This is a genomic window from Flavihumibacter sp. CACIAM 22H1 (genome assembly GCF_001601815.1).
Taxonomy (GTDB): domain Bacteria; phylum Bacteroidota; class Bacteroidia; order Chitinophagales; family Chitinophagaceae; genus Flavihumibacter.
Genome location: NZ_LUKG01000001.1, coordinates 21,491 through 44,194, shown reverse-complemented (window position 1 = coordinate 44,194; position 22,704 = coordinate 21,491). Strand labels below are relative to the sequence as shown.

18 protein-coding genes are annotated in these 22,704 nt (G+C 45.9%); 11 read left to right on the top strand and 7 right to left on the bottom strand.

The features are described 5' to 3' along the window. The 3 genes from A1D16_RS00190 to A1D16_RS00180 all read right to left on the bottom strand — a co-directional run bounded on the left by A1D16_RS00190 (nt 1) and on the right by A1D16_RS00180 (nt 1,467). Nucleotides 1-501 (bottom strand): hypothetical protein, encoded by a 501-nt coding sequence (locus A1D16_RS00190; protein ID WP_290706528.1) that lies wholly within the window; start codon nt 499-501, stop codon nt 1-3. 69 nt (nt 502-570) lie between these two features. Continuing rightward, nucleotides 571-930: a hypothetical protein gene (locus A1D16_RS00185; RefSeq protein ID WP_290706526.1), complete on the bottom strand. Its 360-nt coding sequence runs from the start codon at nt 928-930 to the stop codon at nt 571-573. Between the two features lie 75 nt (nt 931-1,005). Then, a complete protein-coding gene (locus tag A1D16_RS00180; protein WP_290706524.1) occupies nt 1,006-1,467 on the bottom strand; it encodes an SWIB/MDM2 domain-containing protein in 462 nt (153 codons plus the stop codon). Nucleotides 1,468-1,768: 301 nt separating this feature from the next. Here A1D16_RS00180 and A1D16_RS00175 point away from each other — a divergent pair, with 301 nt between their 5' ends. The 5 genes from A1D16_RS00175 to A1D16_RS00155 all read left to right on the top strand — a co-directional run bounded on the left by A1D16_RS00175 (nt 1,769) and on the right by A1D16_RS00155 (nt 9,682). After that, entirely contained in the window at nt 1,769-2,824 is a 1,056-nt protein-coding gene (locus A1D16_RS00175; RefSeq protein WP_290706522.1) for an iron-sulfur cluster-binding domain-containing protein, read from the top strand. Nucleotides 2,825-3,042: 218 nt separating this feature from the next. Further along, the gene (locus tag A1D16_RS00170) at nt 3,043-4,581 is read left to right on the top strand and encodes a tetratricopeptide repeat protein (RefSeq protein ID WP_290706520.1); all 1,539 of its coding nucleotides are present in this window, start codon (nt 3,043-3,045) and stop codon (nt 4,579-4,581) included. A 214-nt stretch (nt 4,582-4,795) separates the two neighbouring features. Then, nucleotides 4,796-7,525 (top strand): TonB-dependent receptor, encoded by a 2,730-nt coding sequence (locus A1D16_RS00165; protein WP_290706518.1) that lies wholly within the window; start codon nt 4,796-4,798, stop codon nt 7,523-7,525. 21 nt (nt 7,526-7,546) lie between these two features. Further along, complete coding sequence (locus tag A1D16_RS00160; RefSeq protein ID WP_290706516.1) at nt 7,547-8,575, top strand: hypothetical protein; 1,029 nt, start codon at nt 7,547-7,549, stop codon at nt 8,573-8,575. A 15-nt stretch (nt 8,576-8,590) separates the two neighbouring features. Next, nucleotides 8,591-9,682 (top strand): phytase, encoded by a 1,092-nt coding sequence (locus A1D16_RS00155; protein WP_290706514.1) that lies wholly within the window; start codon nt 8,591-8,593, stop codon nt 9,680-9,682. Nucleotides 9,683-9,754: 72 nt separating this feature from the next. Here A1D16_RS00155 and A1D16_RS00150 read toward each other — a convergent pair whose 3' ends face one another. Then, a complete protein-coding gene (locus tag A1D16_RS00150; RefSeq protein ID WP_290706512.1) occupies nt 9,755-10,804 on the bottom strand; it encodes an LLM class flavin-dependent oxidoreductase in 1,050 nt (349 codons plus the stop codon). A 116-nt stretch (nt 10,805-10,920) separates the two neighbouring features. Here A1D16_RS00150 and A1D16_RS00145 point away from each other — a divergent pair, with 116 nt between their 5' ends. Further along, nucleotides 10,921-11,637, top strand: a complete 717-nt coding sequence (locus A1D16_RS00145; protein ID WP_290706510.1) for a 3-ketoacyl-ACP reductase — start codon at nt 10,921-10,923, stop codon at nt 11,635-11,637. Nucleotides 11,638-11,644: 7 nt separating this feature from the next. On the opposite strand, the gene A1D16_RS00140 is transcribed toward A1D16_RS00145, so the two are convergent. The 3 genes from A1D16_RS00140 to A1D16_RS00130 form a co-directional block, all read right to left on the bottom strand. Beyond that, a complete protein-coding gene (locus A1D16_RS00140) occupies nt 11,645-12,112 on the bottom strand; it encodes a DUF983 domain-containing protein (RefSeq protein ID WP_366206312.1) in 468 nt (155 codons plus the stop codon). Between the two features lie 70 nt (nt 12,113-12,182). Then, on the bottom strand, nt 12,183-13,469 hold the full coding sequence (gene murF / locus A1D16_RS00135; RefSeq protein WP_290706506.1) for a UDP-N-acetylmuramoyl-tripeptide--D-alanyl-D-alanine ligase: 1,287 nt from the start codon (nt 13,467-13,469) through the stop codon (nt 12,183-12,185). 59 nt (nt 13,470-13,528) lie between these two features. Beyond that, a complete protein-coding gene (locus A1D16_RS00130; protein ID WP_290706504.1) occupies nt 13,529-15,103 on the bottom strand; it encodes an SUMF1/EgtB/PvdO family nonheme iron enzyme in 1,575 nt (524 codons plus the stop codon). Nucleotides 15,104-15,251: 148 nt separating this feature from the next. Here A1D16_RS00130 and porU point away from each other — a divergent pair, with 148 nt between their 5' ends. From porU to A1D16_RS00105, 5 genes are all read left to right on the top strand, one after another. Further along, the gene (gene porU, locus A1D16_RS00125) at nt 15,252-18,659 is read left to right on the top strand and encodes a type IX secretion system sortase PorU (RefSeq protein WP_290706502.1); all 3,408 of its coding nucleotides are present in this window, start codon (nt 15,252-15,254) and stop codon (nt 18,657-18,659) included. A 160-nt stretch (nt 18,660-18,819) separates the two neighbouring features. Further along, a complete protein-coding gene (porV, locus tag A1D16_RS00120) occupies nt 18,820-19,974 on the top strand; it encodes a type IX secretion system outer membrane channel protein PorV (protein WP_290706500.1) in 1,155 nt (384 codons plus the stop codon). Between the two features lie 146 nt (nt 19,975-20,120). Beyond that, on the top strand, nt 20,121-21,050 hold the full coding sequence (gene ispF / locus A1D16_RS00115) for a 2-C-methyl-D-erythritol 2,4-cyclodiphosphate synthase (protein ID WP_290706498.1): 930 nt from the start codon (nt 20,121-20,123) through the stop codon (nt 21,048-21,050). A 3-nt stretch (nt 21,051-21,053) separates the two neighbouring features. Next, complete coding sequence (locus A1D16_RS00110; protein ID WP_290706497.1) at nt 21,054-21,872, top strand: DUF4292 domain-containing protein; 819 nt, start codon at nt 21,054-21,056, stop codon at nt 21,870-21,872. Nucleotides 21,873-21,920: 48 nt separating this feature from the next. Then, the coding region (locus A1D16_RS00105) for a hypothetical protein (protein ID WP_290706495.1) at nt 21,921-22,704 on the top strand (784 nt) is incomplete at its 3' end.

Genomic DNA, 22,704 nt, shown 5'->3' with positions numbered 1-22,704 from the left:
TTAAGATTCTTTTGAAAGGTTCTGTATTTCCTGCTGCAATTGAAGCGCAGCCGCTTCTTTTTCCGCCAGCAGGCTGGTATGTTCCACTTTATAGTCAAAGAACACCAGTTCTTGTTGCTCCTCTTTATAGGAAACGCATAACCCCATCCGCATCACTACCCTATCTATACCAGCGCCTTTCCCTTCCAGTTTCACCTCTTCAATGTCCTTAAAGAGGGCTATTTTTTTTACCTGTTTAAGATCTATTAGTACAGCATCGGGGTGGGGGCCTTCTGCCTCTATAATCACCGCCTGCTTTTCCTCGGGGAACAAGGCCAGTAATTGTTGATTTAACCAAATCAGTTTTCGGTTATGCTGGTTAAGTGAGGGATAGTTATTTTGAAGGAATAAGAGCATGGTTGCCGCTCGTTTTTTCTTGGAGCGCAGCCGCGCAATTCTGGATACAATAAGTATAATAAGAACGGGCGCAAAAAGGATCGCCACAATTATGAATTCATTCATGGTAATAATTTGGTTACAAAATATCAGCTAGTTCCGGGAAGGAACTATGTTAACTTAATTGTAGGCCAACTACCAGAAATGATGTTTTGGAAAAAGCAGATAAGTGGTTGAATCAGGTATGCTTTGTTGCAGATATTCTCTGAAACGAATTGCCTCCAGCCGGATAGTATTGATGCGGAAATTATACCTGTCGGTTATTTTTTTAAAGGGAGGAGAACTGATCTCTTCTTCCGGTCGAACGGAACGTAATTTAAAAAGTGCTGTCTGTGTGAAATGATCTTTTTGGCCGGGCCGGTCATTTTCATACCCCTGCTGCCATAACTGCTTGCTTTCTTTCCGGGATTTACCGGTACTGAAAGCCGCACCGGAACTGGCATAGAGGCTGTTTCCGATACCCAATAAACAACATATAAAGATCAATAACCGCACGCGCGAAAGTACAAATAAAAAAAACCATAACCAGTAAAATACCGGTTATGGTTGTTAAAATCTTAAGGCAGTGCGTTATTTTACGTTGGCACTTACAATTTTCGCCAGGTCAAACATAGAGATCTGACTCTTGCCACCAAAAAGAACTTTCAGTTTTGCATCCGCATTGATCATGCGTTTGTTAGTACTGTCCTGCAGTTTATTTTTCTTGATATAATCCCAGATTTTCTTGGTGATATCAGGGCGTGATGCCGGCTTACTACCAATAACATCAGCCAGTGCTGCACTTGGTGTAAGTGGTGCCATGAAGGCAGCGTTAGGAGTACGTTTTTTTGCGGCTTTTTTAGGAGCAGCTTTTTTCGCCGGAGCAGCTTTTTTAGCAGCGGCTTTCTTTGCAGGAGCGGCTTTTTTAGCAGCAGCTTTTTTTGCAGGAGCAGCTTTTTTGGGAGCAGCTTTTTTAGCAGGAGCGGCTTTTTTTGCAGCTGCTTTCTTTGGTGCAGCCTTTTTAGCGGCTGCTTTTTTGGTTGCTTTGGCCATGATGGTCTATTTTATAAGATTTTTTGTTTATCGGTCCAATTTAGGAATTATAACCACACTGGAACAGCTTACTTCACAGGTGTTAATAAGTTCTCGCTAACTTTTGGCAAAAAAGGCATTTTTAGCCGCTTTCCCCGGGGAGAAACAGGTTTTTGACACTGATTTGCCCCTTTTTATACCCGGAAATTTCAGCAAATCATCCCGCCTTTCCCCGGGAAAAGGAACAATAGTTCTCTTTGCAACACCCATTTTCCCAGCTACACTTGGTTTTTCCAGGAGAAATTCGGAGAAAAACCTATTCTTGCAGCCATTCAAAGCCATGTCAATAGGTACCGCCTTAGTTATCCAGTCTATCAAAAAAGAAACAGCTACAGCCAGCAGTTTTACCCTGGCTGCTGTGGATGGCAGCCCGATTCAGTATTTGCCTGGTCAGTTTATAACCCTGGTATTTGATACGCCATTCGGAGAAAAACGAAGAAGTTATTCCTTTTCTTCCACGCCCTTTTTGGATAAAACCCCCACTATTACCATAAAGAAAGTGGTGAATGGAGAATTTTCTCGCAAGCTGGTAGATTTTGCTCAACCCGGCGATCAATTAATAGCAAGTGCCGTTAGTGGATTATTTACCCTTCCCCCCATTGTTTCACCGGAACAACAATTTTTCTTCTTTGCGGCAGGCAGTGGCATAACACCCTGTTACGCTCTAATAAAAACACTTCTTTTTACGACGGAAGCTACAGTGGTACTGGTATATAGCAACAGTAACAGCGCTACCACTATTTTTCACCAATCATTACAGGACCTGCAAAAGCAATTTCCGCAACGGTTCGAAATTCGTTTCCTGTTCAGTGAACTATTCGATGTTTACAATAGCCGGCTTAGTAAATGGCTCTTACCTCAGTTACTTGAACAATACCGCAAGGTGCAGAAAGAACAACTGCTGGTCTATGTTTGCGGTCCCTGGGATTACATGCAAATGGTGCAACTTACCCTGCTAAGTGAAAACATTCCGCCGGCTGCCATACATAGAGAACATTTTACGACCGTTCCGAGGGTTACCAAACCCCAACCGCCGGATCTGCAACAGCACCGGGTGTTGATACATTTGGCGAACGGGGTGCAGGAGCTAACCGTTCAATATCCTCAAACCATATTAGAGGCCGCCAAATTGCAGGGTATTCCAATCCCTTACAGTTGTGAAGCCGGGCGTTGCGGCAGTTGTGTGGCTACCTGTACCAAAGGCAACGTATGGATGGCCTACAATGAAGTATTATTGGATGAGGACGTGGACGCAGGGCGTTTCCTGTGTTGCCAGGCATATCCGGTAGGAGGTGATATAGTGGTCAGCATTCCTTAATTCTTTCCAGCATATTCAGTTTTTACAGGTTTCGTTGAACATGTATCCACAGAATAGGTAAATCTGTGTCTGAATCAGCCATCCATATTAAATTATTGTTTCCAATACAAATGGTGGGAAGTTTTTCAGCTTCGGAGAGGAGTTTTGCAGAAATGCAGCTAGTTAAACGAATTCTCCAGTTTTTTTCCGTCCTGTTTATTTTAACAGGAGCCAGCACTATGGCAGTTTCGGCCCCCGCTACTACCGATACCGGTTTTATACGAATGAAGAATCAGCTCGATCAGTATCGCAAAACCGATAACCGGCTCGGGCAGGCAAATGCATTGCAGGAAATGGGACAACTGTATTTTCATCTGGGAAATTATACAGCAGCACTACAACATTTATTACAGGCTGATAAACTTTACCGTTCCCTTACGGCAACCGACCAATTGGCGAATAACCTGAACCAGTTGGGGTTGCTGTATTATTATAACCAGCAACCCGACCTGGCCTGGCACCCATTCAGAGAGGCACTGGATTTGTACAAACAATCTGGCAACAGGGCGGGTTTGGCCGAAACTTATGGCCAGGCAGGACATCTTTATGAAAAGCAGGGTAAGTACGACTCTGCTTTTTATTTTCAACAGCTTGCCCTGAAAGAAGCCCGCCTTTCCGGTGAGCCGGTTGCACTTGCTAAAATTTACGAACACCTGGGATCTATCCTGGAAGACCGGCAACAGTATGATTCTGCATATTTTTATTTCAACCTTTCTTTAAACGGGTACCGGTCAAGTGGAAAACTGGTAGAACAAATTGAGGTAATCAATAATTTGGGCGATGTGGTAAGCAAGGGAGGTGATCCGGCCGGGGGAATGGAATACGCCCGGCAAGCCGCTCAACTGGCCCAACAATCGGAGGAAAAATACCAGTTGCAAAGCGCTTATCGTGATATGGCGCAGAATTTTGCAGCACTTCATCAATACGATAGCGCGTACAATTACCTGGAAATGAGTCGCCGGTTAATCCAGGAAATTTATGCAAAAGAAAATGCGCAACAGGTTAGCCTCTTGCAAACCATTCATGAAACCGACAAAAAAAATGTGCAGATTGACCGCCTGAACGCCGATCGAAGGCTTCATAGTGTTTTACTTATTGCCTCTCTCCTGGTTCTTGCTTTATTGGCCATAGTTGCTTTCCTTACGGTAAACCGGCAAAAACTAAAAATCAGGAATGAACAAATAGTGCACCAACAACATCAGCAACTATTCCTTACAGAAAAGGGATTAATGGAATCTGAACTGCAACGGCAACAATTGGAAGAAGCCTCTCTTAAACAGCAACTCGAAATTAAAAGCCAGGAACTTTCGTCCCATATCCTTCACCTGATTCAAAAAAATGAAGTGCTGGAAGAAATTCGGAACGGTTTGCAGGACCTGGTCAGGGAAGATAAACGCGACCATAAAAAAGCACTTCGTCAGCTACTTCAAAAAATAAGCTTCAGCTTTTCGCAGGACAGTTATTGGGAAGAATTCAGGATTATTTTTGATAAAGTACACCCCACCTTACTGGCTCGGTTGCAGCAGCAGTTTCCAACACTTACGCAAAGTGAAATGCGTTTGCTGGCATTGGTAAAGATGAATATGTCCTCCGCTGACACCGCCAAACTGTTGGGCATAACCCCCGATAGTTTGCGCGTTGTACGGTATCGGGTTAAAAAGAAATTGCAATTGGGGCAGGAGGAATCACTCAGTTCCTTTGTTCAGACACTTGCCTGATTACAGTTGATGTTACGGTAATGGTTCGGTAATAATTCCTTAATGAAGCTTTTTGAAATTCGCCATGTATTGAAAACCAAGCTAATAGCAGCCAAATAGGCAAAACTGTTGCTATTGTGATTACGCTTGTTAACGGGCTGTTGCTTATTTGTTCACGCAGTAAAAATGGGTTTGCACCTGCTTTTTCCAAGTTTTGGGTCTGAAACAAATTTGTATGAAACAAGTAGGACTTCTTCTTTTAATTTCTCTTATCAGCAGCTTGGTACTGGCACAGCCTTCCAATGACTACGCGTTGCTGAAAGGAGTGGTAGACGATGCCAGAAACCAGTCAAAACTGGGTGGGGCATCTATCCGGATAAAAGGCAGCAGCGAGGGGGCTATTGCCGATCTGAATGGCGCATTTGCACTTTATACCAGGCCCGGCGCCATTGCACTTGAGATTTCTTACCTCGGTTATCGCGATACGGTTCTGGAACTGAGCCTGGAGGCAGGAACGGTTCATAACCTGCGGGTTCATCTCTCCAGTAATACTCCTGAATTGAATAGCGTGGTAATAGCCGGTTATCTGCAGGGACAGGCAAAGGCCTTAAACCAGCAGAAAAACGCCGATAATATAAAAAACATTATTTCGTCCGATCAGATCGGCCGTTTCCCCGATCCAAATGCCGCGGAAGCTTTGCAACGGGTTCCGGGTGTTAATATTGAACGAGACCAGGGCGAAGGCCGCTATGTATTGGTAAGAGGTCTTGCACCTCAGTTTACCAATATAAATATCAATGGAGAACAGATTCCCAGTCCAGAAGCCGATGTACGTTTTGTAGCGCTGGATGCCATTCCAAGTGACCAGCTTGCATCTATTGAAGTTAGTAAAACCCTAAGCCCGGATATGGATGGCGATGCTGTTGGCGGTTCTGTTAATCTAATTACCAGGATGGCCCAGTCAAAACAGCCCCGTATCAGCGGATCGCTTGCAGGCGGTTATAACGCATTGATGAAACTACCCAACTGGCAGGGACAATTGCAGTACGAGCAGCGATTTGGAAAAAAAGAAAAACTTGGTCTGCTCCTGAATGGAAATTATTACCTGAACCAACTGGGTTCGGATAACTGGGAGCAGGCTCCGAATGATAATGAACTGGAGCTGCGAGATTATGAGTTAACCCGCACCCGATCCGGGCTGAGTGGCACCGTTGATTATCATTTCAATAACCGGCATGAAGTCTATGTAAGAGGTATATACAGCCGGTTTACCGATCGGGAGTGGCGGCGCCGATACGTGTTCGTTACCGAAGAAGAGGAAATCGAAAAACTGACCAAGGATCGGTTTGAATCGCAAAGCATTATGGCTATCAACCTGGGGGGTAAACACCGGTTTAATGGTTTCTACCTCAACTACGAAGCCCAGTATTCGCGCGGCATTCAGCATACGCCTTATGATCATGAACTTGGTTTTGTAGCAGAGTTGCCGTCTTCCTATTCAATTCCGGATGGTAAATTCCCCCGCTTAAATGCAAATGAATATACCAACAGCAGTTTATACGAGTTTGATGAGGTTGCTTATGGAGGTAGTTATGCAAAAGACCAGAATACAACAGGGAAATTTGAAATTGGCATACCCTATAAAACCGGCAGGTCGGGTGGTACCCTTAAATTCGGAGCTAAAGCCCGGTTCAAACAGAAATCCTATACCATAACCAATGATATCTATGCTGCTGACGCAGGCATTCCAACTGCCGATGCTTTTGACGAAGCACCCATTAAAGCAAGATTTTTGAAGGGACGCTTTGATATGGGCCGGCCTCTTAATTTGTCCAGCTTCAACCGTTTTTTTAATGCTAATCCGGGCTTTTTTGAACTTGATGTGGAATCAAAATCAATTGATGAAGCGCTGGAATCATTTGATGCCAGGGAGAATGTATATGCCGGGTTTGTTATGAGCCGCCATCAATTCAAAAAACTTTTATTGACCGGCGGCTTCCGATGGGAGCATACCGAAGTATCTTATCAGTCAAAAGATGTATTGATTGATGCAGCCGGCGACCTGGAAGCTATTCGCCCGGTTGATGGACGTTCTTCCTATAGTTTTTTATTACCCCAGGTCCAGGCCAGGTATGAACTGTCAAAGTTTACTAACCTCAGGGCTTCAGTGGCCCGTTCTTATGCAAGACCCAATTTCGGAGAAATTATTCCCGCGCAGGAAATAAACCGTGAAGATCGGGTCGCTAACCTGGGTAATCCTTCCTTAAAACCCACCAATGCCCTTAACCTCGACCTGTTACTGGAACATTATTTTGGTAATGTCGGTATTGCGGCCGCAGGTATTTTTTATAAAAAGCTGGATGATTTTATTTACCGACGAGTACGTTTTAATAGCAGCTATCCATTAACCGGAACCCCGATTGTTCCCCGAATTGATGTTATCCAGGCGCAGAACGGAAATGTTGCTAACCTGGTGGGACTAGAATTTTCTTTTCAGCGAAAGCTCGATTTCCTACCTGGTTTTTTGAAGAAACTGAGTGTATATGCCAATTATACCTACACGCATTCAAAAGCTACTATTCAAAGCCGTACCGCTGATGAAACCAAACCCGATGAAAAAGAAAAATTCAGGCTTCCCGGCCAGGCAACGCATGTAGGTAACCTGGCCCTAGCCTACGAAAACAAAAAATTAGTACTAAGGCTGGCTGCCAATTTCAATGGCGAATACCTTACAGAAGTTGGAGGCAACGCGAACGAAGATCTTTATATAAAAAGTCGCCTGCAACTCGACTTCAGCAGCAGTTATGCATTCAGTCAGCGTTTCAGGTTCTTTGCAGAAGCATTGAATCTAACCAATCAGCCCTTTGAATCATTTTACGGTTCTAAATCTGTAATGGCACAGCGTGAATTTTACCGGTCCTGGGCAAGACTGGGTGTAAAATTTGATCTCAGTTCTGGTAAATAATTCAACTTAAATAATGTAACCATGAAATCTTATTGGCTTTTACTGAGCAGCCTGTTATTGCTTGGCAGTATCGGCTGTGATAAAAAGAACAAGGAGCTTATACTTCCGCTGACAACGGATAAGTTTCCACAAGTGATAAAATTTGCCGACGATAAAACCGGTGAATTGGAGAACAGTGATGAATTTAGTATTACACTAACGCTTACCGACCGCGTGGACCCTGAGGGAGCAGCAGCCGGCGGAAAAATTATACCACTGCAAGCGGATGTACGGGTATTTTTTACGGTTGCAGCCAAAGATGGAATCGACCAATTAGCCGATTTTATTAAAGGAGGAACCGCGGTTTATGAGATAGACGACTGTACTAATTCTGCTGACCAGGGTATCGACCTTCAGTTTCAATTTGATGCTGCTACCGGCCTGGGATCCGTTATTTTTCCGAAAGGAGTGGAGGAGATAGAACTGGTATTTGAAGTAGAGGATACCTATCTCAACGATGCATTATTAAATGAAGAAGAAAGAGCTATTGAGTTTAAATTGGTTTCGCTCGAAGCCAGTGCTGAAAATGTGGTTGTAAACACAGCATTGAGCGTACAAGTGGAATTCCTGGATGAGGAAGGCATTCACGGAACCTGGGAACTGGATTTGGAAAATCAGGCCAATTTTGCTGCTTTTAAAGCATTGTTTGGGCTGGTAAATGAAGAAATTGCCGCGCTGGAGCTTTCCATGGTAGAGAAGGTAGAAATAGAAATTGAATTGGATGAAGTAAACCTGACAGTAGAACTCAAAGAAACAGAACTGGCGGAAGAGTGTGGCGAAACTGCTGAAGTGCATAAACGAATTGAACTGGAACTGGAAATAGAAGAGCTGGATTATCTGGTAGCAGCTGGCAACCTGGAAGCAATAGGAGAATTGGAGGGAACAGATAACAGCCTGCTTGAATACCTGCTCAGAGGCAACTATACCCTCTCCGGTAACCAGCTTCAACTTCAGCTGCAAAACGAATTTGATAAAAAAACGGTGGAAGCTACCCTTTTTCTAAACCGATAAATCCTGCATTAATTTATGAATCTGAACAGAATAATTCTTGCCAGCCTGCTTGCCCAACTGGTATTAATAAGCTGCAATACACCCGTAGTTTCTACTAATCCGGCAACACAGGCAGCCCTGCTAGTGCCAGTCTATACCACCGATACGCTGGCGCATGATACAGACGATCCAGCCATCTGGATTCATCCCACCGATCCTTCCCGATCATTAATCGTAGGAACGGATAAAGATGAGGCCGGTGGATTATATGTATTTGATTTAAAAGGAAAACTGGATAGCACCCGATCTGTACCCGGACTTAAAAGACCCAATAATGTAGATATTGAATACGGTCTTAAAATCGGCGATACACTGGTAGATATAGCTGTGGTAACGGAACGGCTAACCAACCAGATCCGTATATTCCGGATGCCGGATATGCTGGCACTGGATGCTGGTGGTATTCCGGTTTTTGAAGGAGAAACTGGCACTGGTTACCGCGATCTGATGGGCATATCATTGTACAAGAACAAAAAGGGCGATGTATATGCTATCGTGGGCAGGAAAAACGGCCCGGTAGACAGCACTTATCTCTGGCAATATCTCTTAACCGGAACTGGTGCTAATACCGTTAAAGCCACCTTGGTTCGGAAGTTTGGAGCTTACAGCGGGTTGCATGAAATAGAATCCATTGCCGTGGATGATCAACTGGGTTATATTTATTATTCCGACGAGGGAGTGGGCGTTCGGAAATACTATGCCGATCCGGAAAAGGGAAACCAGGAACTGGCTTTATTTGGCCGCGGTTTATTTAAGGAAGACAATGAAGGTATCTCGATTTATGCGCTTACGGACAGTACCGGTTTTATCCTGGTTTCGGACCAGCAGGATCATAGTTTTCATATCTATACACGCGAGGGGTCTACAGAAAACCCGCATGCGCATCTGTTACTCCGAAAACAATATGTTGCTGCCAGAGAGAGCGATGGAAGTGAAATTGTAGCAACTCCGCTATTACCGGATTTTCCTTATGGCTTGTTTGTTGCTATGAGTGATAATAAAACCTTTCATTATTACCCCGCAGAAAAGATCATCGGAGATAGCCTGATGAACAGTCGGAAAAAATAGCCATTGCTCCAGCCTATTTGCTACTGGTCAGCGCTGACAATACAGCTGCACCAAACAGGCGGGCAGAAAATGCTATTGGGTAGAAGAACTTGGTTGAAGCTGCTTTTTTAGTTGAGGCAACACTTTTGTTCCCAGTAATTCAATGGATTTCATAGCAAGTTTATGCGGTAAAGCACCAATGCTCATTTGTGCAAGAAAACGGGTATGGCCGAACAGTTCATGTTCGTAAAGGATTTTGTCAACTACCTGCTGAGGGCTTCCGATGAGAAGGGCTCCGGATGGGCCTGCACCCGCCAGGTATTGTTCACGACTTAAACCGGGCCAGCCCCTTTCTTTTCCGATACGGGTCATTACATCGGCATAGGGCGGATAAAATTCATCCAATGCCTGTTGAGAGTTTTCGGCTATATATGTATGTGAGTTGATAGCTAGTTGAAAATCTGCGGCGGAATGACCTGCCTGAAGATAACGTTCCCGGTATAAGTTGGCATAGGGGCGGAACTGGGCCGGTTGTCCGCCGATTATAGCAAGGGTCATGGGTAATCCGAATTCAGCCGCACGTACGACCGATTCCGGTGTACCGCCCACGGCCACCCAAATGGGTAGTTTTTCCTGAAAGGGTCTGGGATACACACCGCGGTTGGGAATAGTTTGTGTCAGTTTTCCTTCCCAGGTGATTTTTTCGGATCCGTTTAGTTTTACCAGCATTTCCAGTTTTTCGGCATAAAGGGCATCATAATCTTTCAGGTTATAACCAAAAAGGGGAAAGGATTCTATAAAGGAACCACGTCCGGCGAGGATCTCAGCTCTTCCTTTGGAGAGCAGGTCAATCGTAGCAAATTGCTGGAATACCCGAACCGGATCTTCTGAGCTTAAAACTGTAACGCCCGATGAAAGTTTTATACGGCTGGTTTTAACGGCTGCTGCCGCCAGTAAGGTAGTAGGAGAGGAAACGGCATAATCTGCCCGATGGTGTTCACCCACCGCAAAAACATCCAGGCCCAGTTCATCTGCCAATACAATTTCTTCCAGTAAATTTTCAAGTCGCTGTTGGGCAGACACGGACGCTCCGCTAATGGGGTGGGTTCCGAGGTCGGCAAATGAACATATTCCAATTTCCATTCGGGTTGTTTTGTGTAGTATAACTAATCCTGTCAAAATTAGTTCAAAGAAGGAATTTCCTACATTTGAAATCTAATTGAACAAGAATTGTGGAAAGTAGTTAAACCAGGTCCATTATGCAAAGTTTAAAAAATAAAACAGCACTTGTAACCGGTGCAGGAAAAGGTATTGGAAAGGCCATTGCGCAGGCACTGGCAGCAGAGGGTGTTTCGGTTGCTTTATTGGCAAGAACAGAAAAAGATATAAAACAACTGGCCGATGAAATTATATCGAATGGTGGAAAAGCGGTATATGCAACTGCCGATGTAAGTGACCGGCTGGCAGTGGAAAAAGCAGTTAGCAATTTGCGTGCTTCCCTTGGTAAATTCGATATCCTCATCAATAATGCCGGAACCGGAACATTCGGTGGGTTTCTTGAACTTGATCCGGAAGTATGGGAACAGCAGGTTAAGGTAAATTTATTTGGTGTTTACTATGTTACCAGGGCTGTGCTACCGGAAATGATGGAAGCTAAAACAGGTGATATCATCAATATATCTTCCACCGCAGGTAAATCGGGCAGTGCTGTAACCAGTGCCTACAGTGCTTCAAAATTTGCTGTATTCGGTTTGTCGGAAAGCCTGATGCAGGAAGTGCGAAAATATAATATCCGGGTTACTGCACTGGCTCCAAGTACCATTGTTACTGAGTTGGCCAACAGCGCTAACCTAATTAAAGGTGATCCTGAACGGGTAATGCACCCGGAAGATTTTGCCGAGCTGGTGATTGCACAATTAAAATTACATCCCCGGTTACTATTGAAAGAAGCCAGTATTTTTTCTACCAATCCATAAGCTTTTTTTACCAATCGCCCATGTGTTCTGGAACTACCCGTTCCAGGGTTTGGCGGTCAATGCCTTTGGATTTCCAGTTGGGATCGTATTTAACAAACCAGCTTAACCATAAGGATCTTGATAAACGCATGAAAACAGGTTGCAGGGCAATTAGTAAAACAGCATTGGTTATACCCCAGTACAGGACCCGGTAGTCGCCGTCTTCCAGGGAAAATCCGATCAATACCCACCAGGCTATAAACGTTGCTACAGAAAAGGCAACTGTAAGCGCATAACTTACATAGGCAGTGCCATAATAGAAACCCACTTCAATTTCCGTTGGCTGTCCGCATACCGGGCAGCGTTCGTTCATTTTCAGGATCTTTCCGTATTGATATGGATTGGAGGATTCAAATATTTTTCCCTCGCGGCAACGTGGACAAGTATTTGTTAATACAGTAGATAAATAACCTGGTCGATTTGTAGTTTTTCCCATATCCATCCGATTTGCGGCAAATTTACTCTTTGCAACCGGATAAAAAGGTGATATTAATCACCTGGAGAACTTATAACACTTTTTCCATCTGCATGCTGCGCGATCCTTTAATAAGCAGGTAAGCATCCTCGAGCGACTGGTTCAACAGCCATTCATGGGCTTCCAGGCTGTTATTGAGTTGGATATAAGGATGCTTCAGTTTGCCAAAATCGCCGCCCACCAGCACAACATATTTCCAGTCCGATGCTGCAATCAGGTCTATGATCGCCTGGTGTTCTTCTAAACTTTCTTCTCCCAGTTCTGCCATAGCACCCAGTAGCAATACTTTAGCAGGCACTTTTAATTGCCTGAAATTTTCGATGGCAGCCCGCATACTGGAAGGGTTGGCATTATATGCATCCAGGATAATATGCAGCCCGTTTCTATGAATCAGCTGACTACGGCTGTTTTCTGGCAGGTAGGATTCAATGGCTTTTTTGATTGCTTCCTCCGGCACACCAAAACATTTACCCACCGCTACAGCTGCCAGTACATTGGGAGTATTATAATCACCCACCAATTGGGTAGAAATGGTTTCCAGGGCGGCTCCCCTGGTTAACTCTACCTGTAGAAATTCTTGCTGAGCAGAAGGCGCTGCCACCGCCCTGCCCGTAAGGTCTCCCTCCCTGGTTCCATAGCGGATAATGGTTTCAATTCCCAGTGACATACGGCGCAAATGTTCATCATCCCAATACACGAAAGCGGTACCTTCCCGCGCACGCAGGTAGTCGAATAATTCACCTTTCCCTTTGCGTACCCCTTCTACACCACCAAACCCTTCCAGGTGTGCTTTACCCAGGTTGGTAATTAATCCATGCGTAGGTTCTGTATAGGTGCAGTAAGAACTGATTTCTTTCTGATGATTGGCTCCCATTTCAATTACTGCCATTTCCGCATCCTGCTGAATGCGCAGCAGGGTTAATGGAATTCCGATATGGTTGTTGAGGTTGCCAAGGGTTGTATAGGTTTTGTAGGTCGATGACAATACCTCATGGATCAATTCCTTGGTAGTTGTTTTACCATTGCTGCCCGTAATGGCAAGCACCGGAATTCTAAACTGACGGCGATGGTGTAAGGCCAGCTGTTGCAGGCATAGCAATACATTATCTACCAGGATGGTACGATCAGGCAATTGAAAGGCAGGGTCATCAATGATAGCATAAGCAGCGCCGGCTTCCAATGCCTTCGCTGCAAAGGTATTACCATTGAACAGATCGCCTTTAAGGGCAAAAAATAGATCGCCCTCTTTTAGTTTACGGGTATCTGTCTGTACCGAAGGATGCTTTAAAAACAGCTGGTAAAGTTCTGGAATGGTCATACAACGAAAATAAAAAAGAGCCGCCAATCAGCGACTCTTTATGAATAGTATTACAAAGATTATCTCTTACGAGAATTTTGTTTTCTCTTTTTGTAGTTGATACCTGTTTTGCGGCCATTGCCTTCCGGGCTACCTACACGATCCATTGCACAACGGAAACCAACGGTAGAACTAGCCTGGTCTTCTTCGAGGAAGCGGCGTGTACCGGGGCTCAGCCAATAAGCGCGGTCATTCCAGCTACCACCTTTAATTACACGGCTTTTATCGCCGATCAGGGTAGTTTTTCCATAACCGTAGTTTACACCCTGGATCAGGGAATCACCATCGAGGTAATTGATCACATCAGCCCGCTGATAGTTACGACGATCTTTACTTTCGTCATCTGTCATCATACGGTATTTGATCCGACCCAAACTGTCTCTGGTTGGTTTGTTTTCAGAGGCATCAATATCAACCGTAGAGTATTTGTTACCACGGTAAGGCGATACATCATCAAAATCAGTCAGTGACAAAGGGCGATACACATCAGCTGTCCACTCGTTTACGTTACCGCTCATATTGTAGATACCAAAACCATTCGGGAAGAAAGATTCAACCGGGGCAGTATAAACAGCGCGGTCGTTTAAACCACCTGCAACACCCATATTATCACCGGAACCACGCTTGAAGTTTGCCATAAAGGTACCTTGCCAGCTTCCTTTACGGGTATCGCGCAGACCATTTACATTATTGTTCCAGGAATAAACCTGCTTGTTGGCAACCAGCTCTTCACCCCGTTTTCCTTCTTTTTTAGAAGGCTGCGGATTCTGGTTAACATATCCCAGGGCAGCATATTCCCACTCTGCTTCTGTTGGCAGACGGTAGTTCGGCAGCAGGATACCATCTTCGAAAGTAACCTGTGTACGCGGTGTACCATTGGGGTTTTTAAGCGTATTCTTTTTTGACTTGGCAGCTTTTCCGGGGGTAGCCTGGAATTCGCCGGTCAGGTATGATTTGGTATTGAAATTCTCTTCTGCAATACCGGTAATGTTCTTCAGTGATTTGTCGTTGATAAAACCTCTTTTAATCAACTCCAGCTCATTCACCCGGTCGGTTCTCCATAAGCAGAAATCATTCGCCTGCTTCCAGGTTACACCAACCACCGGATAATAGTTATAGGAAGGGTGGCGGAAATAGTACTCCACCATGGGTTCATTATAAGCCAGCTCACTGCGCCAAACCAGCGTATCGGGCAATGCACCATTACGGATGGCGGCATGCTCATCTCCGTCAAATACGGTATTGATCCAGTATAGATATTCGCGATAATGAACGTTGGCTACCTCAGTTTGGTCGATGTAAAAGGAATTGACCGTTACACGGCGGGGTATATTGTTCCAGTCGCCCATCACATCCTCTTCTGTAGCACCCATGGTAAAGGTACCACCCTGAACGAAAATGAGTCCGGGACCGGTTCTCTGTTCTTTTTCTTTGGAGACCTGATAGCCTCCCTGGTTTTTGTCGTTATAATTCCAACCGGTTACGTCCGATTTTTCGGCTTTTTTGCCAAATAACTTCCCGTTTTTACAGGAAGCCACCATAGCGGCACAGGATACAAGGATTGTGAGGTTTTTCCAGTTCATATTGATAGCCATTTAAGCTGGTTTTAGATAGTTATAACGGAACAGTTTGTCTATTATTGTGTTAATTCCTTCGACCAAACGCGAATATAATCAGATAAAGCAATCAATACTCTTGCCAAAATCTTAAATCCGTAGCCCTTTATATTATTTTTGATCCGTTATGCCGCTTCCGCTCCGTTTGCTCCTTCTGATAGGCCTTGTCTGCTGCTCCGCCCACCTGCCGGCACAGCGCAGTTATGCGGCTCAATCTGTGCTGGCAAACGGAAACTGGTACCAGGTGGGTACTACTGCGCCAGGTATTTACCGGATAGACGGCAATGCCCTTCAGGCAATGGGCTTTACGCTGCCCCTTCCTGCCAGCCAGTTACGCCTTTATGGCCGCCATCCGGGTAAGCTGGCCGAAGCCGCCGGTGGCCCTTATTCTGATGATCTTACCGAATTGGCTATTTGGGTAGAAGACGGGGGCGATGGTCAGGTACAGGCTTCCGATTACCTGTTGTTTTATGCTGCGGGGCCGCATAACTGGGTGCCCCTTCCCAATTCCCGGGGTTTCCGGCACGAACTTAATATCTACAGCGATACCGCCTTCTATTACCTTACCAGCGGGGGTACTGGGCTACGGCTACCAACAGGGGCCCTTCCCGGCCCGCCAACGCACACCATTTCTACCTTTCAATACCGATATTGGCAGGAAAATGACCAGTTTAACCTGCTTTCCGGTGGACAGGAATGGTACGGTCACCGGTTTCTGGCCGAAGCTCCCCAGCCGCTCCGATTTACCCTGCGTTTGCCGGCTCCGGTACCCGACCGGTTGGCCCGTTTTTCTTCCACCGTGGCCGCCCGTTCCGTGGGCGCCACAGCAGGTTTTGAGTTTTTGGTGAATGGAGCGGTGGCCGAATCACATACCATTGCGCCGGTTACCGCTTCCAGCTTCGACCTTTTTGCCCGGGAAAGCAGTAAAGAAGCCAGCTTTCAGCCTGCTTCCGAGCTCGACCTCAATATTCGATTTGCTTCTACCAATAGTTCAGCCATCGGCTGGATGAACCGGTTTCAGGTGCTGGCAGACTGCCGGCTTCAATGGGCGGGCGAAGCATTCGATTTTCGCAGCTGGCAAGAGGCTGGCCCGGGTAAAATTGCCCGGTACCAACTCTCTGATGCATCGCCTACCCTGGAGGTATGGAAGATTTCAGCACCCCTGTCGCCCGTGCGGATGATTACCAGCTTTTCCGGGAACCAACTGGAGTTTATTGATCGGCAGGAGCAGCCGGAAGATTATTTTGTATTTAATAAGGCTGCCGGGTTCCCAACTCCTTTTTTATTGAAAAGAATTCCGACTCAAAACCTGCACGGTGTTGCAACGCCGGAATTGCTGATAATTGCAGCAGCCGGTTTGGAACAACCTGCTCAACGCCTGGCCAACTGGCACAGTTCGGAAGACGGCCTGCAATGCCTGGTAGTTCCGGTAGAAAAAATTTACCATGAATTCTCAGCTGGTATTCCTGACCCCGCCGCTATCCGCGATTTTGTAAAACTGCTGCACGACCGCGGCACCGGTAACAAACAGCCCGCTTACCTGCTGCTTTTGGGAGATGCTTCTTTTGATCCTAAAAACCGGACCACCGGTAGCCAGCCAGGCATCCCGTCCTATCAAAGCAGTAGTTCACTCGACCCCTTAAGCACTTGGGTAAGCGATGATTTTTTCGGTTTCCTGGACGATGCGGAAGATATTAACGGGGGCCCGCAAACCAACCTGCTCGATATCTCAATCGGGAGGATTCCGGTGAATACCCCTATCGCCGCCAATGATTATATAGATAAACTAATTGCCTATAAAAACCCTTCCACAAGAGGCGCCTGGCGAAATGAACTGACATTTATTGCTGATGATGAAGACAATAACCTGCACCTGCAGGATATGGAAGGAATTACGCAACTTGCCGCCACCACCAATGATCGGTTTCTTCACCAGAAAATTTACCTGGATGCTTACCAGCAGGAGAGTAGTGCAGCGGGCAGCCGGTATCCCCAGGTAAACCAGGCCATCAGCGATCAAATGCAAACAGGCACCCTGATCTGGAATTATACCGGGCACGGCGGCTTTCGCCGGCTGGCGGATGAAGTTATTCTGGAACAACCCATAGTAGACGGATGGCAGCAAAATGGCCGGTTGCCTTTATTTGTTACCGCTACCTGTGATTTTGCTCCGTTTGATAACCCCACCATTCAATCGCTGGGAGAATACCTGCTGATAAAGCCCCGGGCCGGCGCCATTGCGCTTATGACTACTACCCGCCTGGTATTTGCCTACAGCAATCGAATAATGAATGCCAACTATATGCAGGCTGCGTTGGAACGCCGGCCCGATGGCAGGTACCGCACCCTCGGAGAAGCAGCGCGGGAAGCTAAAAACCGTACCTATTCCAGCTCGGGCGATATCTTTAATAACCTGAAGTTTACGCTACTAGGTGATCCTGCTCTGCGGTTAGCCTTTCCGGAACACCAGGTACTTACCACCCATATAAATGACCGGCAGGTAACGGGCGCCGTGGAGCCCTTAAAAGCGCTGGAAAAAGTTACCGTCCGCGGACAGGTTGCCGACTACCGGGGCCAGTTATTGACCGGGTTTAACGGCACTGTTTTTCCGGTTGTACTGGATCAGCCCTATGACCGGCTGACACTGGGAAATGATCCTGGTAGCCAGGCTACGCGTTTTTCGGTACAGGACAGGGCCCTTTTCCGCGGACGGGCCAGCGTAAAAGAAGGAAAATTTGAATTTTCCTTCTTCATCCCCCGTGATATAAATTACCAGGAAGGCAATATCCGGATCCAATATTATGCTATGGATAGCCTCTCGGATGCGCAGGGCGGCTTCAGTGAACTTAAAATTTCCGGGTCTGCCCCGCCACCTACCGATACAGAAGGGCCCCGGATAAGGGCCTGGCTGAACGATACCCTGTTTCGATCCGGCGATCTGGTGCAGGATCAGCCTGTTTTACTGCTTCGCCTGGCGGATACATCCGGTATTAATGTTATGGGTAGCGGGTTTGGCCACGATATTACGCTGGTTTTGGACGGTGCTGTAAATGAACCACTAAGACTGAATCCCTTTTTTGAGGCGGATGCAGATACTTATCAGTCAGGCAGCCTGCGGTTTCAGTTGCCCCGTTTGCCGGATGGGCTGCATACCCTGCAAATAAAAGCCTGGGATCAACTGAATAACAGCGCTGAAACAACACTGCAATTCAGGGTTCGGTCGGAAAAACAGCTGGTGGTAGAGAGCCTGGGAGTATGGCCCAATCCCTCTGCCGGAGCAGTTCGGTTTGTATTTGCCCATAACCAGTACCAGGTGCCAATGGAAGCATCAATTGAGCTTTTTTCGTTACAGGGGCAGCGGATCAAAATAATAAACGGTACAATAATTGCCAATGGAAACCGTTCCTACTTGGATTGGGATGGAAGAAATGAAAAAGGCTTCCCGGTGGCTCCGGGCGTCTATTTTTACCGGCTGGTGCTTCGTTTGCGCAATGGGCAAACAGCCGTTCATTCTCGTCAATTGATCAGATTATAAACTATTTTATTATTAATCACTATTTTCGCCGCTTATTGAGAAAATTTACCCGAACTAATTACTGAAACGTCCTGGCACACTGTGCCTCTCATGGGTAAATTATTATTCTATGGGCCCGTTCCCGGCCGTTTCCCGATTTAAACATGAAAGATTCAATACAATGAGACAAAAGTCCCTAAAACTGGTCGTATCGTTTTTGATTGGTACCATTGCGGTGAATGAAGTGGTGGCGCAGGATGTGCAGCCGATTAACGTGGTAACGACAGCTGTTCCTTTTCTTAGAATTTCTCCCGATGCGCGGGCAGGTGGTATGGGTGAAGTTGGTATTGCCACTTCTCCGGATGTAAACGCGCCTTTCTGGAACCTGGCAAAAACGCCGTTTAATGAGAGCAAGTTTCAGATAGGAATGACCTATACGCCCTGGTTGAAACGGCTTGGCCTGAATGATGTATTCCTGGGATCGCTGAGTGGTTACTATAAACTGGATGACGATCAGGCCATTTCCACCACGCTCCGTTATTTTAATTTAGGCAGTATTCAGTTCACCGATAACCTGGGTAATGTATTCAGCGAAGGCCGTCCCAGGGAATGGGGCTTTGACGTGGGCTATTCCCGGAAATTATCCGAAAAAGTAGGTTTAGGCATCGCGCTCCGCTATATTTATTCCAACCTGGCGGCTGGTCAAACCATCGACGGTAATACCTATAAAGCGGGTAATGCGGTTGCCGGTGACCTTAGCTTCTACTACAATGGCAAAAATGAAGCAGGTAACGGATTCAGCGCCGGCGCCACCCTTACCAACCTGGGTACTAAAATCGGTTATACATCAGATGCCACCCAAAAGGATTTTATTCCGGCAAACCTGGGATTGGGTGTTGCTTATACCAAAGTATTTGATGAAGACAATAAGATTACCGTTGGTATGGATGTTAATAAACTGATGGTGCCAACCCCGCCGAATGTTGGAGATTCTGCCGGACTGGCGAATTACCGGAATAAAGCAGTAGTAGGTAGCTGGCTGAGCTCTTTCGGCGATGCGCCCGGAGGCTTCGGCGAGGAATTACGCGAGTTTACAGTATCTACAGGAGCTGAATACTGGTATCAAGACCAATTTGCCCTGAGAGCTGGTTATTTTTATGAAGATAAAACCAAAGGAAACCGGAAATATTTTACCCTGGGAGCAGGCATCCGCTACAATGTATTTGGCCTGAACTTCAGTTATATCGTTCCTTCCGGTTCCGGAGTAAACCAGAATCCCTTATCCAATACCCTGCGTTTCAGCCTGGTATTTGACCTGGGACAGACAGGTGAATAAGCCCGTTTAAATTTTTAGATCGATTTATAAGAATCGTCCTGCATCTTTGCGGGGCGATTTTTTTTCTGTTTAGCCTTTGGGGAAAGGGGGGAAGGGAGCAAATTCAGCATCCACCTTCCTATTCCATAATCTTTAATACCGATTCAATGAATTGTACGTATAAACTTGGTTTTGGCATTGATTTTCATCAGCTGGTAGAAGGACGCGACCTTTTTTTAGGCGGGGTGGCTATCCCGCATACCAAAGGCGCATTAGGCCATAGTGATGCAGATGTGTTGTTGCATGCAATTTGTGATGCTATGCTGGGTGCATTGGCGCTGGGTGATATCGGCATTCATTTTCCCAATACCGATCCGGCGTACAAGGATATTGATAGTAAGAAACTACTGGTTAAATGCGTGGAGCTGATCCGGGAGAAAGGCTATCGTGTTATAAATGTGGATAGCTCACTCACCTTGGAGAAACCGAAAATAAAGCCCTATGTAACGGCTATGCAGGAAACCATTGCCGGCATTTTAGGCATCGGCACAGACGCTGTATCAATCAAAGCCACTACCACAGAAACAATGGGCTTTGTGGGGCGCGAAGAAGGATTGGTTGCTTATGCTGCTGTTTTGCTGGATACCATGGCCCCGGCCTTATTGCCCGTAAAAATCAAAAATGAATCTGCATTTGAACTGCCTGCTTACGCCACTGCCGGATCCGCAGGTATGGACCTGAGAGCAAATATTTCAGAACCACTATCGCTGCAACCACTGGAAAGAACCCTGGTTCCGACCGGATTGTACATGGAATTACCCAATGGCTACGAGGCACAGATCCGGCCGCGCAGCGGATTAGCCATTAAACAGGGAATTACCTGTTTAAATACCCCCGGCACGATTGATGCTGATTATCGGGGAGAGATTAAGGTGATCCTTATCAACCTGTCCAATGAAACGCAACTTATTGCACCCGGTGATCGGGTTGCACAAATGGTCATCCAGCAGGTTCAACAGGTGAGCTGGGTTCCCGTAGAAATATTATCTTCAACAGAACGGAATGCCGGTGGATTCGGGCATACCGGAAAAGCATAAGGCATGAAGCAACTTGTTTACATCGCAGTAGCATTAATGGCTATCGGGGCAGTCAGCTGTCGGGCAACCAAAAAAATCAATACCGTTATTGCTAAAAAAGATTCTGCCGTTACTACGCTGATGGCAGATGCACATGAAGATACGGTGCGGTATATCCGGGAAGTATATTCTAAACTGGCGTCCAATATTATTGATTACAAAACCTTCAGTGCTAAAATGAAGGTGGAATACTGGGATAAAGACGGAAAAGGACCTGATCTGACCGTTTTTGTGCGCATGCAAAAAGACAGCATTATCTGGTTATCCGTAAATGCCACGGTATTTAGTTACGAAGCTTTCCGGGTGCTGATCACACCGGATAGCCTTAAACTCATAAATAAACAGGATAAAGTGGTGCAGCTGCGTTCCGTCAAGTACCTGGAAGAAGTAGCGCAGATCCCTTTTGATTTCAAGGCAGTGCAGGAATTGATCATCGGCAACCCCCTGTTCCTCGACTCGAATATTGTATCCTATCGCAAAGGGCCGGAAACGATCAGCCTGCTGAGCATGGGAAATTTGTTCAAGAACCTGATTACCCTGGGCATGGAGAACTACCTGCTGCAGCATATAAAACTGGACGATCAAAACCTGCGTCGTAATCGTACAGCGGATCTTAGTTTTTCCAATTACAACGGGCAGGGAGGGATTCCGTTTTCTACTTACCGCAAAATGAGTTTCACCGAAAAATCCAAGATTGATGTGCAGATGGAGTTCAAACAGTATTCCTTTAACGAAAGTTTAAGCTATCCATTCGCCATTCCGAAAAATTATAGCGTTCAATAAAGACGGGACTTTATATATTTGAAACATTCCATCTTCCAATTGAACAGCATGATAAAAAAAATCTGGATACTTCTTTTTATTGTAGCCGGCAGTTTGAACGTGTTGGCACAGGCTGGTAACAGCAGTTCCGATTTAAAAAAGCAGCAGGCCGAAATTCAACGGGAAATTGATGAGTTGAAAAAACAGCTGGCCGAAACCGGCAAGTACAAGAAGAAAAGCCTGGCCGAGCTGAACCTGGTACAGAAAAAACTGAAACTGCGGGAATCACAGATCAGTAATATCAACCAGCAGATCAACCTGATCCAGGGAGATATCAACCAAAGCTGGCGCGATATTGTGAAACTGCGCGCAGAGCTCGATACCCTCAAAATTCAATATGAGAAAAGTGTAGTGTATGCGTATAAAAATCGCAGCAATTACGATTTTGTCAATTTTATTTTCAGTGCAGGTAGTTTTAACGATGCCCTGAAGCGGATGGCCTACCTGAAATCTTACCGGGCTTATCGCGAACAGCAGGCCGCTAATATTGCCAATACACAAAACCAGCTGGAGCAGAAGATCGGTAAGCTGAACCTGAGCAAAAAAGAAAAAAGCTCAGCCCTGGAAGAACAGAATAAGCAGTTTAAAGTATTAGCAGAAGAGCGGGCGGAAAAAAATGCAGTAGTGAGCAAGATCAAAGGGCAGGAAAGGGAGCTGATGAAAGACATGACAACCAAACGTAACCAGGATAATAAGTTGAAAGCGGCCATTTCTGCAGCTATTAAAAGAGAAATTGCTGCCGAGAAAAAACGGTTGGCAGAGCTTGAAAAAGAAAGGAAGGCAAAGGAAGAGG

Coding starts and splice junctions, on each gene's coding strand:
- A1D16_RS00155 (WP_290706514.1), top strand. CDS start 8,591: ATGAATCTGAACAGAATAATTCTTGCCAGCCTGCTTGCCCAACTGGTA.
- A1D16_RS00160 (WP_290706516.1), top strand. CDS start 7,547: ATGAAATCTTATTGGCTTTTACTGAGCAGCCTGTTATTGCTTGGCAGT.
- A1D16_RS00180 (WP_290706524.1), bottom strand. CDS start 1,467: ATGGCCAAAGCAACCAAAAAAGCAGCCGCTAAAAAGGCTGCACCAAAG.
- porV (WP_290706500.1), top strand. CDS start 18,820: ATGAGACAAAAGTCCCTAAAACTGGTCGTATCGTTTTTGATTGGTACC.
- A1D16_RS00145 (WP_290706510.1), top strand. CDS start 10,921: ATGCAAAGTTTAAAAAATAAAACAGCACTTGTAACCGGTGCAGGAAAA.
- porU (WP_290706502.1), top strand. CDS start 15,252: ATGCCGCTTCCGCTCCGTTTGCTCCTTCTGATAGGCCTTGTCTGCTGC.
- A1D16_RS00165 (WP_290706518.1), top strand. CDS start 4,796: ATGAAACAAGTAGGACTTCTTCTTTTAATTTCTCTTATCAGCAGCTTG.
- A1D16_RS00140 (WP_366206312.1), bottom strand. CDS start 12,112: ATGGGAAAAACTACAAATCGACCAGGTTATTTATCTACTGTATTAACA.
- A1D16_RS00150 (WP_290706512.1), bottom strand. CDS start 10,804: ATGGAAATTGGAATATGTTCATTTGCCGACCTCGGAACCCACCCCATT.
- A1D16_RS00170 (WP_290706520.1), top strand. CDS start 3,043: ATGGCAGTTTCGGCCCCCGCTACTACCGATACCGGTTTTATACGAATG.
- ispF (WP_290706498.1), top strand. CDS start 20,121: ATGAATTGTACGTATAAACTTGGTTTTGGCATTGATTTTCATCAGCTG.
- A1D16_RS00190 (WP_290706528.1), bottom strand. CDS start 501: ATGAATGAATTCATAATTGTGGCGATCCTTTTTGCGCCCGTTCTTATT.
- A1D16_RS00130 (WP_290706504.1), bottom strand. CDS start 15,103: ATGGCTATCAATATGAACTGGAAAAACCTCACAATCCTTGTATCCTGT.
- A1D16_RS00110 (WP_290706497.1), top strand. CDS start 21,054: ATGAAGCAACTTGTTTACATCGCAGTAGCATTAATGGCTATCGGGGCA.
- murF (WP_290706506.1), bottom strand. CDS start 13,469: ATGACCATTCCAGAACTTTACCAGCTGTTTTTAAAGCATCCTTCGGTA.